10 protein-coding genes and 1 tRNA gene are annotated in these 13,483 nt (G+C 57.8%); 3 read left to right on the plus strand and 8 right to left on the minus strand.

Translation table 11 applies throughout. The features are described from left to right. Positions 1 to 15: 15 nt before the first annotated feature. From queG to R6T97_RS17095, 7 genes are all read right to left on the minus strand, one after another. Positions 16 to 1,071 carry a tRNA epoxyqueuosine(34) reductase QueG gene (gene queG, locus R6T97_RS17065; RefSeq protein WP_410350482.1) on the minus strand — a complete coding sequence of 352 codons (1,056 nt, stop codon included), beginning with the start codon at positions 1,069 to 1,071 and terminating at the stop codon, positions 16 to 18. 51 nt (positions 1,072 to 1,122) lie between these two features. Beyond that, positions 1,123 to 1,788 carry a glutathione S-transferase family protein gene (locus R6T97_RS17070; RefSeq protein WP_410350483.1) on the minus strand — a complete coding sequence of 222 codons (666 nt, stop codon included), beginning with the start codon at positions 1,786 to 1,788 and terminating at the stop codon, positions 1,123 to 1,125. A gap of 65 nt (positions 1,789 to 1,853) precedes the next feature. Next, complete coding sequence (gene mtgA, locus R6T97_RS17075; RefSeq protein ID WP_410350484.1) at positions 1,854 to 2,621, minus strand: monofunctional biosynthetic peptidoglycan transglycosylase; 768 nt, start codon at positions 2,619 to 2,621, stop codon at positions 1,854 to 1,856. Between the two features lie 82 nt (positions 2,622 to 2,703). Beyond that, positions 2,704 to 7,236, minus strand: coding sequence for a glutamate synthase large subunit (gene gltB / locus R6T97_RS17080; protein WP_410350485.1), 4,533 nt, complete (start codon positions 7,234 to 7,236; stop codon positions 2,704 to 2,706). Between the two features lie 55 nt (positions 7,237 to 7,291). Beyond that, on the minus strand, positions 7,292 to 7,963 hold the full coding sequence (locus R6T97_RS17085) for a hypothetical protein (RefSeq protein ID WP_410350486.1): 672 nt from the start codon (positions 7,961 to 7,963) through the stop codon (positions 7,292 to 7,294). Then, positions 7,960 to 8,631 (minus strand): hypothetical protein, encoded by a 672-nt coding sequence (locus R6T97_RS17090; RefSeq protein WP_410350487.1) that lies wholly within the window; start codon positions 8,629 to 8,631, stop codon positions 7,960 to 7,962. Before R6T97_RS17090 ends, R6T97_RS17085 begins: the two co-directional genes overlap by 4 nt. A gap of 86 nt (positions 8,632 to 8,717) precedes the next feature. Continuing rightward, on the minus strand, positions 8,718 to 10,145 hold the full coding sequence (locus tag R6T97_RS17095; protein ID WP_410350488.1) for an NAD(P)-dependent oxidoreductase: 1,428 nt from the start codon (positions 10,143 to 10,145) through the stop codon (positions 8,718 to 8,720). A gap of 217 nt (positions 10,146 to 10,362) precedes the next feature. Here R6T97_RS17095 and R6T97_RS17100 point away from each other — a divergent pair, with 217 nt between their 5' ends. Further along, positions 10,363 to 11,166 carry an undecaprenyl-diphosphate phosphatase gene (locus R6T97_RS17100; RefSeq protein WP_410350489.1) on the plus strand — a complete coding sequence of 268 codons (804 nt, stop codon included), beginning with the start codon at positions 10,363 to 10,365 and terminating at the stop codon, positions 11,164 to 11,166. On the opposite strand, the gene R6T97_RS17105 is transcribed toward R6T97_RS17100, so the two are convergent. Then, positions 11,163 to 12,143: a complex I NDUFA9 subunit family protein gene (locus R6T97_RS17105; RefSeq protein WP_410350490.1), complete on the minus strand. Its 981-nt coding sequence runs from the start codon at positions 12,141 to 12,143 to the stop codon at positions 11,163 to 11,165. The genes R6T97_RS17100 and R6T97_RS17105 overlap by 4 nt on opposite strands. Before the next feature lie 158 nt (positions 12,144 to 12,301). Between R6T97_RS17105 and R6T97_RS17110 the strand changes: the two genes are divergently transcribed. Together R6T97_RS17110 and R6T97_RS17115 are read left to right on the plus strand one after the other, a co-directional pair. Next, positions 12,302 to 12,388: transfer RNA gene (locus tag R6T97_RS17110), tRNA-Leu, on the plus strand. Between the two features lie 185 nt (positions 12,389 to 12,573). After that, positions 12,574 to 13,483, plus strand: a 910-nt coding sequence (locus tag R6T97_RS17115) for a DUF6538 domain-containing protein (RefSeq protein ID WP_410350491.1), incomplete at its 3' end; no start/stop codon positions are given.

Consider the following 13,483-nt stretch of genomic DNA (forward strand, 5'->3'; position numbering starts at 1 on the left):
CTTGGATCGCGTCATTCAGGATCGCGTGCAGCCCCGCGATCTCGTCCTTGATACCTCCACCGGCCGACCCGTCGCCGTCGAAATCGGCATGCCGCGTGCGGATCCCGGTGATCTCGTTGACACTAGGGAATGGTCCCGCGAATTGCCGATTGCATAGGCCACATTGCGGACAAACCGGTCCCTCCCGATCCGCTTGATCGGTGAACCGGAAAACAGCGCGCGAAACGCAGCATCATCCAGCCCTGCCAATTCTGCCAAAGAGGGCGCAAGCAGATCATCGCGTGCGGCCAGCTTTGCATCACGGCCTTCCTTGGCAAACTTGTTCCACGGGCAAACGGCCAGACAATCATCGCAGCCGTAAATCCGGTTACCCATCAGAGCGCGCAATTCCTCATCCACCGGACCTTTATGTTCAATCGTCAGATAGGAAATGCAGCGCCGCGCATCCAACCGGTAAGGGGCCGGGAAAGCATCGGTCGGGCACACATCAAGGCAGGCCGTGCAAGACCCGCAGTGTTCCTGCCCCGCCTTGTCCGGCGCCAGATCGACGGTCGTGAAAATCGCCCCCAGAAAAAACCAGTTTCCCAGATCACGGCTCAGTAAATTCGTATGTTTGCCCTGCCAACCAAGGCCCGCAGCCTGCGCCAGCGGCTTTTCCATGACAGGGGCCGTATCCACGAACACCTTGATCTCGGCATCAGGAACCTGCGCGATCAACCAGCGGCCAACCTGTTTCAGCCGCTTCTTGACCACATCATGATAGTCGCGGTTCTGGGCGTAAACACTGATCGCGGCACGGTCCTTTTCTTCCAGAACCGCCAAGGGATCATGCTCCGGCGTATAAGGCTCGGCCAGCATGATGACCGACCGCGCCTCCGGCCAGAGCGCACAAGGATCAGCGCGCCACGCCATCCGCTCGGCCATCCACCCCATCTGGCCATGCATTCCCGCATCCACAAAAGCCTGCAACCGTTCCGGCAATTGCGGCACTGCATCAGGGCGGCAGACCCCGACAGAAGCGAAACCCGCTTCTTGCGCAAACGTCACAAGCTGCTCTTTCAGGCTTCTCATGTTTGAAAATACCTCGGGGGGAATCCCGCAGGGATGGGGGGCCGGCCCCCCTTAAAAATCAAGGTCCGCATAATGCGCAGCGGGCTGAAAGCCCGGGACCTCATCCGCCAGAATAGACCGGAACGCAGGGCGGGACTTGATCTTGGCGTACCAATCCTTGAGTACCTCATGACGGTTCCAATCCACGTCACTTGTGTAATCCAGACACGACAGCTGCGCGGCAGCCGCAAAATCCGCCATCGTCATGTCATTGCCCGCCAGCCAGCGCCGCTCTTCCAGCAATCCCGCCATGTAATCAAGATGATACTTGATCGCCTTGGCCCCGGCCTTCACGTTGGTGCTGTCGGGATAACCGCGCCCCATGACCTTGCGGTAGACCCGCTCACCCGTCAGCTTGGTGGTCACGTCGTGATAGAACTTGTCATCGAACCAGCCGACCAACCGGCGCACTTCGCACCGCGCATCCGCCGTTTTGGGCAGCAGGGCGGGCGTCGGATGTGTCTCTTCGATATATTCGCATATCGCCACACTGTCGGACATCGTGCGGCCATCCATCCTCAGGACCGGTACTTTGCCTGCCGGGTTGCGGCGCAGGAAATCCGGGGCCTCTTCCCAATACCTTTCTTCCACCAAGACCACTTCGATCTTCTTTTCTCCAAGGCACAGGCGCACCTTACGCGAAAACGGGGACATGGGATAATGATAAAGGGTGTTCATGGCAGGCTCACTCAAGGGACTAGCCCTTCAATGACGCAAGCCGCGTCCCTGATCAATGGCGCGGGTCAGTTTTCAAAGCAATCAGACCGCCCGTCAGCGGCAATTGTCGCAGCCCCGCTCATGATCGCGGCCGCCCGGTTGCGCGTGAATGTGCTGGGGTTGCTCGCCGACCGGTTCTTGGGCGACGGCAGGATCGCAGCCAGACGCGCCGATTGCCGCGCTGACAGATCTGAGGCGTCCACACCAAAATAATGCCGCGCCGCCGCTTGCACGCCAAACACGCCCTCGTCGAATTCGGCCACATTCAGGTAAATCTCGATAATGCGGCGCTTGGACCAGACTGCCTCGGTCAGCGGGGTCCATAGCGCCTCGATTGCTTTGCGCGACCAACTGCGTCCGTGCCACAAGAACACGTTCTTTACGACCTGCTGCGAAATCGTCGAAGCCCCCCCGCGTCCGCGATCGACTGCATCCTGAATGGCATCCACATCAAGCCCCCAGTGCAGACAGAAATTCGCGTCCTCCGCCGCCACAACAGAGCGCGCCATCACAGGCGCGATATCCTCCAGATCAACCCATTCCTGCTTCACGCTCACAAGACGATGGGCCTCGGCGCGCATATAGGGTGTCGTTGGCGGATTGACGATCGCGTAAAGCAGTGTCCACATCAGCACAAAAGAAAACGCGGCCAAGACACTCACAAGAACAGCCCGCCGCACAAACCGCCTAATCCGGGCAATAAGGCCCGGTTTCCTGATTTGCTTCGCAGGTTTCTTTCCGGGTGTCGGCTTTCTTGCCGGTCGCTTCTTTGCTGTGCTCGTTTCCGCCATCATGCAACCTTAAGCCACGACCGGCATGAAAGGGTCAAGAAGAGTGGCCGCCCCCGCACGTATTTTTGGCGCGGGGGCGTGATATTTATTCCGCAGGGATCGCTGCCTCTTCAATGCTCAACGGATGCGGCAGATGCACCAGCATTTCTTTCGGGCAGACCTGCAGGAAATTGACCTTCTCAAGATCCCAATGCTGCAAGATATCCGCTGCTTTCCGGCTACCTGTCTCTGCGGCATGGCGCTCGATCAGACCTTTCAACTGGTCATGCCAGTGATCCACCGTCACCGGATTGGTGACCAGCGTTTCCATGTTGATCAGATCAGCAGCTTCACCCTTGGGGTCGTAAAGATAGGCCATTCCCCCGGTCATACCCGCACCAAAGTTCGCACCAATCGTACCAAGGATCACTGCCACACCACCGGTCATGTATTCACACCCGTTGGTGCCGCAGCCCTCGATCACCACATGCGCGCCAGAGTTACGCACCGCGAAACGCTCGCCCGCACGACCGGCGGCAAAAAGATAACCCGCAGTCGCACCATAAAGCACCGTATTGCCGATGATCGTGTTCTCAGATGCCACCAGCGGGCTGACCATCGGCGGACGCACGACAATCGTGCCCCCCGACAGACCCTTGCCGACATAGTCGTTGGCATCACCCGACACTTCCAGCTTTAGCCCCGGTGCCGCAAAGGCCCCCAGCGACTGCCCGGCAGAACCGCGCAGTTTCACCGTCAGATGGTCCGGCTGCAACGCATTGCGCATGCCAAATTGCTGAACGATGTGGCTCGATGTGCGTGTGCCGATGGTCCGCAGCGTGTTCTGCACGGCATAATCCAACTGCATCTTCTCACCATCATTCAGGAAACGCGCAGCGTCCTTGACGATCTGCGCATCCAGCGTGTCATCGACGGGATTGCGCGGGCGATTGCGGTCATAGGTTATCTTGTTGGACCCATCGACGGTGATCAGCAGCGGGTTCAGATCAAGATCATCCAGATGGGCGGAACCACGCGAAACCTGCGTCAGCAGGTCGGCACGGCCAATCACATCATCCAATGACCGCGCACCAATCGACGCCAGAATCTCGCGCACTTCGGTCGCATAGAAGGTGATCAGGTTCACGACCTTCTCTGCGTTGCCCGTAAACTTCTCGCGCAGGGCTTCGTCCTGCGTACAGACACCCACGGGGCATGTGTTCGACTGGCACTGGCGGACCATGATGCAGCCCATGGCGATCAGTGCGGCGGTGCCGATGCCGTATTCCTCGGCCCCCATCATCGCCGCCATAACGATATCACGGCCTGTGCGCAAACCGCCATCGGTCCGCAGTGTGATACGTTCGCGCAGGTTGTTCATGGCCAGCACCTGATGCGCCTCTGTCAGGCCCATTTCCCATGGCAGACCCGCATATTTGATCGACGTCGCAGGCGATGCACCGGTGCCGCCATTGTGACCCGAAATCAGGATCACATCGGCCTTGGCCTTGGCCACACCGGCAGCAATCGTCCCCACACCGGATGACGACACCAGCTTGACCGTCACCTTGCAGCGCGGGTTGATCTGCTTGAGGTCATAGATCAACTGCGCCAGATCCTCGATCGAATAGATATCGTGGTGCGGCGGCGGTGAAATCAGGGTCACACCCTTGGTCGAATGGCGCAGGCGGGCGATCAGGTCTGTGACCTTCATACCGGGCAACTGGCCACCCTCACCGGGCTTGGCACCTTGGGCGACCTTGATCTCAAGCTCTTCACAGGCATTCAGATATTCCGCCGTCACACCAAAACGGCCGGATGCCACCTGCTTGATTTTCGCAGACGGGTTGTCGCCGTTGGGTTCGGGGTGGAAGTGTGCCGGATCTTCGCCACCCTCGCCACTGTCGGATTTCGCGCCGATGCGGTTCATCGCGACGTTCAGCGTCTTGTGGGCTTCGGGCGACAGCGCGCCAAGCGACATGCCCGGCGTCACGAAACGCTTGCGGATCGCAGTGATGCTTTCCACCTCTTCAATCGGCACGGGCTTGCCCAATGGCTTGATGGCCAGCAAATCACGCAGGTGGATCGGCGGGTTTGATTGCATCGACTTCGAAAACTGCTGCCAAAGCGCATAGCTCGCGGTGTTGCACGCGGCTTGCAGCATATGCATCGTCTGCGCTTCCCATGCGTGCTTTTCTCCCGTCCGGCGGGCCTTGTAGAAACCACCGATGGGCAGGACATCAGAACCGCCCTTCCATCCCTTCGCATGGACCTCTTCCAGCTTGGTCTGGATACCATTGGTCCCGATGCCAGAAATACGCGAATGCATTCCGGGGAAGTATTCAGCCACCATCGCACGGGACAGGCCTACGGCCTCGAAATTCAAACCACCGCGATAAGATGACAGAACCGAAATCCCCATCTTCGACATGATTTTGAGAAGACCCGCATTGATCGCCGCGCGATAGCGGTTCATCGCCTCTGAAAGGGTGCCGTCAATCAGCCCCCGCCGCAGGCGATCCGCGATGGAATCCTGTGCCAGATAGGCGTTTACCGTGGTCGCTCCACAGCCGATCAAGACGGCAAAATAATGCGGATCAATACACTCTGCCGACCGCACGTTGATCGAACAGAAGGTGCGCAAGCCCTTGGCTGTCAAACCCGAATGGACCGCAGAGGTCGCAAGTATCATCGGCATCGGCACGTGATCTTCGGACTGGTTCTGATCCGTCAGCACGATGTGGCCCGCGCCGGAACGTACTGCATCCTCGGCCTCGGCACGGATGCGTTGCAATCCGGTATTCAGCGCACCGGTGCCGGGTCCGAAGACGCAGTCGATCACCGCGACACTTTCACCAAAGTGGCGTACCATTTCATCAAATTCAGCGTTGCCGACAAAGGGACTGTCCAGCACCAGAATTTCTGTCTGGGAACTGTCCTCGTCCAGCACGTTCTTGAGGTTGCCGAACCGCGTTTTCAGCGACATGACGCGGCTTTCGCGCAAGCTGTCGATCGGCGGGTTCGTCACCTGAGAAAAGTTCTGCCGAAAGAAATGCGACAGCGGGCGATAGGTCTTGGACAGCACCGCAGAGGGCGTATCATCGCCCATGGACGCAATCATTTCCTTGCCGTCCTCGGCCATCGGGGCCAGCACCTGCTCCAGCTCTTCGATGCTGTAACCGGCAGCGATCTGACGCTTGCGCAGCTCGGCACCCTCGAACAACGCCTTTTCCGGCGCATCGCTCATGATGTCGTTCAGGTCGACGACCTTCTCGACCCACGCGCCAAAGGGCTGGGCCGCAGCGAGTTTGTCTTTCAATTCCTCGTCATGGAACAGACGACCCTCCTGCATATCCACGGCAATCATCTGGCCGGGGCCAAGCGCGCCCTTTTCGACGACAGTCGCCTCGTCCACCGGCACCATGCCCACCTCGGACCCTGCAACCAGCAGGCCATCACCTGTCACGACATAACGCAGCGGGCGCAGGCCGTTGCGGTCAAGACCGCCGCACACCCAGCGGCCATCGGTCATCGCCAAGGCTGCCGGACCATCCCATGGCTCCATGACTGCGTTGCAATAACCGTACATGTCCTGCCACGCGGGCTTCATCTCGACCGCTTGCTGGGACCACGCCTCAGGCACCATCATCGTCTTGGCCATCGGGGCGTTGCGGCCCGCACGGACCAGAACCTCGAACACGGAATCCAGCGCCGACGAATCCGAAGCACCCGACGGAATGATCGGCTTGATATCTTCCGCCTTATCGCCGAACGCGCCGGACGCCATGCGGATTTCATGGCTCTTCATCCAGTTCACGTTGCCCTTTAGCGTGTTGATTTCGCCGTTATGGGCCAGCATGCGGAACGGCTGCGCCAGCGACCACTGCGGAAAGGTGTTGGTGGAATAACGCTGGTGATAGATCGCAAAGGCACTTTCAAAGCGCGCATCCATCAGATCCGGATAGAATTCGGCCACCTGCTCGGCCAGCATCATGCCTTTGTAGATCAGCGAACGGCAGGACAAAGAACAAACATACATACCGTTGATGCTGGCAGCGGTCGCCGCCTTTTCGATCCGGCGGCGGATGATGTACAGTTCGCGCTCGAACTGCTCTTCATCCAGACCTTTTTCATCACGGATCAGGATTTGTTCAATCTCGGGACGGGTCGCATTGGCTTTTTCGCCCAGCACCTCGGTGTTCACCGGCACATGGCGCCAGCCATAGATATAGTGCCCCATGCGCAGCACTTCGCTTTCCACAATCGTACGGCAGCGTTCTTGTGCGGCGAAATCGGTGCGCGGCAGAAAGATTTGTCCAACCGCAATCAGGTGGTCCTGATCCGGCTCGTGTCCGGTGCGCTGGATCTGGTCATAAAAGAACGGCACGGGGATTTGCACGTGAATACCAGCGCCATCACCTGTCTTGCCATCTGCATCAACAGCACCGCGGTGCCAGACCGCTTTCAGCGCATCGATACCCTTTTCAACAACATCGCGTGACGGGGTACCATTGATCGACACCACAAGACCCACACCACAAGAGGCATGTTCGTCCTCGTGCTTATAGAGGCCGTTTTCAGCCATCCACTGGCGCTTGGCTTCTTCGGCCGCGACCCAAGTCTCGTCATAGGTTGTCATGTGCATTTCCTTTCTGGGCGGGGCCACCACGCAGGGTGGACTTCAAATTCAATTCTCAAGAGATAGCGACACCGCAACCATGCTTCGGGCTGCTGCTCAGGAAGCCCGGTTCACCGGGATAGATAAACTCGACCGGGCGGTTACTTTGCTCGAACTCGCCCTCGGACGTGGTCACAACACCCGTACCGGCAAAAAACATGCGCCAGTCGCGGCTGATGAATTCGCGGCCCTTCGAGGACCACACCTCATTGCCTGCTTCGTCATAGGCGGTGATATCATAGGTCGTCTCTGCCAGCGTCACGCCATCAATCGTGATCTCGCGGCCGGTCAATGTGTCCTGCCCCACATAGCGGGTGGTGCCGATCTCGTCCGAAAGAGTGCGGAAATCGTAATCATCCACGCCAGTGCGGATCAGATCAGAAAACGACGCAGGCTCTGCAGGGCCGTCTTCAAGCGTTTCGCGATGGCCGCTCAATACATGAAAACTGCTGATCCACTGGGTTTCGTCGTCGATCTCACCCACGTAGGTGACGCCCCGTTCATCAAGGCTGACGCGTCGCTTGTGGCCTGCGGGATCACCCTGACAGGTGAAATGATGATCCACCTGACAGCTTTCGCTTTGCACGGTCACAAAGGCGTCGCAGCCATCAGGCAGGCTGAACGTGTCAGGGGCATCCTGCGCACTGGCGGGAAGCGCCAGACATATAAGGGTTAACGCCAGTCTCATGGCTGAAACCCTGATTCAATGACGTTACATTCGTATTTCGGACTGTCGGAAAAAAAGCCGGGTTCACCGGGGTAGATGAACTCTACCGGGGACATGTCAATGACCTGCTCGGGATCGTCCTGCGGCCAGTTTTCGCCAAAAAAGAACATGCGGTGCTTTTCGCTGACGTACTGGCGGCCACTGCTGGCGTCGATCTCGTTGCCGTCACCGTCGATCGTGCGGCCCTGATACTCAGTATTCAACAGAACCTCGCCATCAATCTCGGTCGTCTCGCCTGTCAGCAGATCATAGCCCACATTCCGCTCGGTCCCGTCATCGGTTTCCAGCGTGAAATCCCATGTGTCGATCTGGTTGTCGAAAAGATCGGTCAAAGACGCGGGGTCTTCGGCAGGCGTGACCAGACGCTCGTTGCCGGTCAGCTTGTAGGCCTCGATCCACTGGAACTCCGCATCTACCTTTTGCACGCTGAACACGCCCGCCAGCGTGATGAGGGCAATCCATTGTTCGCCGGGCGCGTCAGCTTCGCAATGCCAGACATTGGTCATGACGCAGCCTTTGTTCTGAACGGTCAACACGGCCTCGCAGCCTTCCGGGGCGCCAAAGCTTTGTTGTGCCGCAGCGGGCATGGCTGCAACCAGAACTGTCAGGATCACACAAGGCTTCATCATTTCTCAATCCTTCAGGTCAGCATTGATGACCTATGTAATGACAGGTGTACGTACGTGTTCTGTACAGGTTCTGTACGCGTTACATATCACTCTGCAGCGACGTTGGCCGCTTGACCCAGATACTCCAACATTGCGGTTGCCGCGTCACGTCCATCGCGAATAGCCCAGACAACAAGCGAAGCGCCGCGCACGATATCACCGGCGGCATAAACACCCTCAAGGCTGGTCGCGCCGGTGTTGAAGTTCGCCTTCACGGTGCCCCAACGGGTCACTTCCAATCCCTCAACGCCCCACAGCTTTGGCAGGTCTTCGGGTTCAAAGCCCAGCGCCTTGATCACGATATCCGCGCCCTCGACATACTCAGAGCCTTCGATCAGCTCCGGTGCCTGCCGGCCCGTCGCATCCGGTGCGCCAAGGCGCATTTTCTGCACCTTCACACCGGTGACAGGATCGCCTTCGAAACCGTTGGGTGCAGAGAGCCAGACGAATTCAACGCCCTCCTCCTCGGCATTCTGCACCTCGCGCTGCGATCCGGGCATATTCGCACGGTCGCGGCGATACAGACATTTGACGCTTTCGGCACCCTGACGGACGGCAGTACGGACACAGTCCATCGCGGTGTCACCGCCACCGATCACGACAACGCGCTTGCCGTCAGCGTTCAGTTCACCGCTGTCATATTCCGGCACTTCATCGCCAAAGCTCTTGCGGTTGCTGGCGGTCAGATAATCAATGGCATCGACGATACCTTCCGCGGCAGAGTCAGGCAGATCCCTTGTTTTATAGACGCCGGTGGCGATCAACACGGCATCATGCTTGCCGCGGATCGCATCGAACGACAAATCCTCGCCCACGTTGCAATTCAGGACAAACTGCACACCGCCATCCTCAAGCTGCGCCATGCGCTGCATGACGATGTTTTTTTCAAGCTTGAAGCCGGGGATACCATAAGTCATCAAACCGCCGCCACGATCGTAACGGTCATAGACTGTGACCTGCACACCCTGACGGCGCAGCATATCCGCAGCGGCAAGACCACCGGGGCCGGCACCGATGATACCCACGCTTTCACCACGTTCGGCGTGGGGGCGGATCGGCTTGACCCACCCTTCCTCGAATGCGGTATCTGTGATGTACTTTTCGACCGCTCCGATGGTGACGGTGCCGTGGCCGGATTGCTCGATTACGCAGTTGCCTTCGCACAGGCGGTCCTGCGGGCAAATGCGGCCGCAAATTTCTGGAAAGGTGTTTGTCGCCTGACTGATCTCGTAGGCCTCTTCCAAGCGGCCTTCGGCGGTCAAACGCAACCAGTCCGGAATATTGTTGTGCAACGGGCAATGGGTTTGACAGTAAGGCACACCACACTGGCTGCACCGGCTGGATTGCTCGGCGGCCTTGTCGCGTGCGTACTCTGCGTAAATCTCGCCGAAGTCTTCCTTGCGCAAATTAGGCGGACGTTTCTCGGGCATTTCCCGACCTACACGCGTAAATGTCAACATTTTCTGGCCAGCCATACGCCACCCTCCCATATTCCAGAGCGAACTGCCTTTTAAAACGGTCCAAACGAAATGAAAAGGCAGTACTACTGACCTATATGAAAGAAAAATCAGCTTGAAGCAACAAGTGGCGCACAGAAACAGCAAAAATTAGGGCCGGTATGTTACCTAAATACGCTCTTCCCCCTAAAATCAGGCAGGTTAGGTTGTGGCGGACGAATCAAAGACCGGATCAATGACGACATTCAATCTGCTTCTCATCGCATTGATCCAGGGGATCACCGAATTCCTGCCTGTTTCGTCTTCCGGTCATCTGATCCTGCTTCCGTCCCTGTCGGGATTGAACGATCAGGGCCAGATCATCGATGTCGCAGCCCATGTCGGTACGCTTGCGGCAGTCGTTCTCTATTTCTGGTCTGACGTCAGGCTGGCACTTGGCGGTACCCTGCGCCTGTTGCGCGGCAAGATCGACACAAAGGGCGCTTTCCTTGCGCTGTGTTTGATCATCGCGACGGTCCCCGTGATCGTCGTCGGCCTGATCCTGAAAGTGACAGGCCTGTCAGACGCCATGCGGGGGATCGCGGTAATCGGCTGGGCGATGATCATCTTTGGGGTCGTGCTGTATTGGGCCGACCAGAATGGCCCAACCGAAAAAACCGCCGCAGGCTGGACCCTGAAAGACGCTGTAAAAATGGGGATGTGGCAGGCCGTTGCACTGATCCCCGGCACATCGCGATCAGGCATCACCATTACAGCCGGACGGATGCTGGGCTATACGCGAACGGACGCGGCAAAGCTTTCGATGCTCATGTCGATCCCGACGATCATCGCATCGGCAGCACTGCTTGGGCTTGATGTGATCAACGCAGGAGATACCGGCGAAATGCGTGATATCGGGATCGTGGTAGGAATGTCATTTGCCGCCGCCCTGATGGCATTGACGCTGATGATGCGCCTGCTGCAATCCGTCAGCTTCACGCCCTATGTGATCTACCGGATCGCGCTTGGCGTGGCGCTTCTATGGATCGCCTACGCTTAAGACTTGAGGTTCTTCGCTGATTCCTTGATCGCGTCATACTGACCGGACGGACGAAAGCGCCACAAATAATCAGGCAATACAGCTTCCATTGCGGTGGGATGTATGCCCAAAGCATCAAAGCCGCGGGCGTCATCGGATACGACGTTGTCGATCGCCAGATTGATCACCTGATCCTTGGTCACGGGGCCCTTGATCAAACCAAGCGACAAGCTGCGCACCACACCAAACCCAAACGCCATGACCCGCGCCATCCAGAACGGCGTATTGACGATCAAACGACGGCGCCGGATGATCCCCAGCATCAGTTCCATCAACTCGCGAAAGGTATGCACATCGGGGCCGCCCAGCTCGTAAACGCCACCCTCGGCCTCGCCCGACACGCCTTTGACAGCGGCAGCAGCAATATCATCTACGTATACAGGCTGGAACCGCGTATCAGCGCCGATAACGGGCAAGATCGGACCAAGGCGGGACATACCGGCAAAGCGGTTAAAAAACTGATCCTCGGGACCAAAAACAATCGAAGAGCGCAGGATCATGGCGTCCGGCATATGTTCCAGAATGCCAGCCTCACCCGCAGCCTTGGTCTTGGAATACGCGCTCGCTGCGTCCGCATCCGCACCGATAGCAGAGATGTGAACCATGCGTGCCACGCCATTTGCCGCAGCAATACGCGCAACGCGCGCAGCCCCTTCGGCCTGTACCGCTGAAAATGTGTTCTTGCCCACTTCGTCCAGCACGCCAACGCAGTTGACCACTGCATCCGCACCTTCAGTCACTGCCTGAACGCTGGCATCATCGCGGATGTTGCAGAAAACAGGTTCGACCTGACCGACAACACCGTAGGGTCGCACAAACATCGCCTCGTTGACGTTGCGGACCGCAACGCGCACGCGCCAGCCCTCTTTTGCCATGCGCCGCGCAATGTAGCGTCCGATAAAACCGGAACCGCCGAAGATGGTGACAAGCTGAGACATCTTTTGGCCTTTGGATAAGTAGCTCACCAGCGGTTTACCTGCCACCCCGACGCCAGACAAGGCGCAATCCCGATGTTTCAAACACCGCACGCCCTTTTTGTCCTCGAATCGCGTTGACAGCGCAGTAAACCGCGCGTAATTCCCCCATCACGTGACCTGCCCAGGTGGCGGAATTGGTAGACGCGCCAGCTTCAGGTGCTGGTGTCTGTATGGACGTGGAGGTTCGAGTCCTCTCCTGGGCACCACCAACCCCCCGTTAAGTTGAAGAAAACCAAGGAAACTTGGCTTTTAGGGTTTTGTGGGACCATTTTCGGGACCGCTTTTAGGACCACTTACGTCAATTTCCGCCAGTGAATTGTCACTCTTGGAAGGTCGATTTGGGTTGCGCCGGGTGATCCTCCGGCTGAGATTACTCAGCATGGAAAAGACAATGCCCCTCAAGCTCCCACGCTATATGTTCCGTCGTGCGAGTGGTTCTTTCCGCTACAAACGGAATGTTCCCAAGGACCTGCGGAAGGTGATTCCCAAGGCCACGGTCTATCGGCAACTGGGCACGACCTACCAAGATGCACTTAAGGCATTGCCCAAGGTTCACGCCGAGATTGAAGCTCTCTTTGATCGTGAACGACGCACGACAGATGAAGAGCGAGCCAGAGCGTTGGTCCGGGAACGCCTGAGTGAACGCCACCAATCCATGTTCATAGACGGGGCCGTTGATCCTGAGTGGCCTGAGTTCGATGACTTTCAAGAACTTGCTGAGGATGTGGAACACGCACTCCCCAAGGGTGTAGTTAGGCAGCTCAAAGCAGCGACCTTGGAGGCCGCGCCCATGTCGCTCTCTCGGGTTCTGGAAGAATACTACAACTACAAGGCCGAAGAGAGTGACAACGGCCTGCGCACCCGCATGGATCGTATCCGCAAAGATCTGATCCTTTGCCTTGGCAAAAACCGCTTTGAGTGGACCGAGCTCAAAGACCTTACCCGGGCAGATGCCAACAGCTATCGTGACCTGTTGTTGTCCCGCATGTCTCCTAACTCCGTCCAGCGGAACCTTGGTGTCGTGAAGGCAGCCATCAATCATGTCTTGCTGGAGCATGATCTGGACCTCCGCAACGTCTTCCAAGCGATCAAGATTAAGGGGGCGGGAAGCAGCAACACCGATCGACTGCCGATCACGGATGAGCAACTCGACCTCATGACACCTGCCTTTGCCAGCAGTGACGTCGCCAAGGCTCTGCTTCTCCTCCTGACAGACACCGGAGCACGGTTGGGTTACAGATTAATGCGAGTCATGCACAACTCCTACTATGTTTGGTCAGGCACATATTATAACGGAAAAA

The sequence above is a fragment of the Yoonia sp. genome (assembly GCF_046498525.1).
In the GTDB taxonomy this organism is placed as follows: Bacteria; Pseudomonadota; Alphaproteobacteria; order Rhodobacterales; family Rhodobacteraceae; genus Yoonia.

What these genes read in the sequence shown, in the direction of transcription:
- queG (WP_410350482.1), bottom strand. Translation starts at nt 1,071, where the DNA reads ATGAGAAGCCTGAAAGAGCAGCTTGTGACGTTTGCGCAAGAAGCGGGT.
- R6T97_RS17070 (WP_410350483.1), bottom strand. Translation starts at nt 1,788, where the DNA reads ATGAACACCCTTTATCATTATCCCATGTCCCCGTTTTCGCGTAAGGTG.
- mtgA (WP_410350484.1), bottom strand. Translation starts at nt 2,621, where the DNA reads ATGATGGCGGAAACGAGCACAGCAAAGAAGCGACCGGCAAGAAAGCCG.
- gltB (WP_410350485.1), bottom strand. Translation starts at nt 7,236, where the DNA reads ATGACAACCTATGACGAGACTTGGGTCGCGGCCGAAGAAGCCAAGCGC.
- R6T97_RS17085 (WP_410350486.1), bottom strand. Translation starts at nt 7,963, where the DNA reads ATGAGACTGGCGTTAACCCTTATATGTCTGGCGCTTCCCGCCAGTGCG.
- R6T97_RS17090 (WP_410350487.1), bottom strand. Translation starts at nt 8,631, where the DNA reads ATGATGAAGCCTTGTGTGATCCTGACAGTTCTGGTTGCAGCCATGCCC.
- R6T97_RS17095 (WP_410350488.1), bottom strand. Translation starts at nt 10,145, where the DNA reads ATGGCTGGCCAGAAAATGTTGACATTTACGCGTGTAGGTCGGGAAATG.
- R6T97_RS17100 (WP_410350489.1), top strand. Translation starts at nt 10,363, where the DNA reads ATGACGACATTCAATCTGCTTCTCATCGCATTGATCCAGGGGATCACC.
- R6T97_RS17105 (WP_410350490.1), bottom strand. Translation starts at nt 12,143, where the DNA reads ATGTCTCAGCTTGTCACCATCTTCGGCGGTTCCGGTTTTATCGGACGC.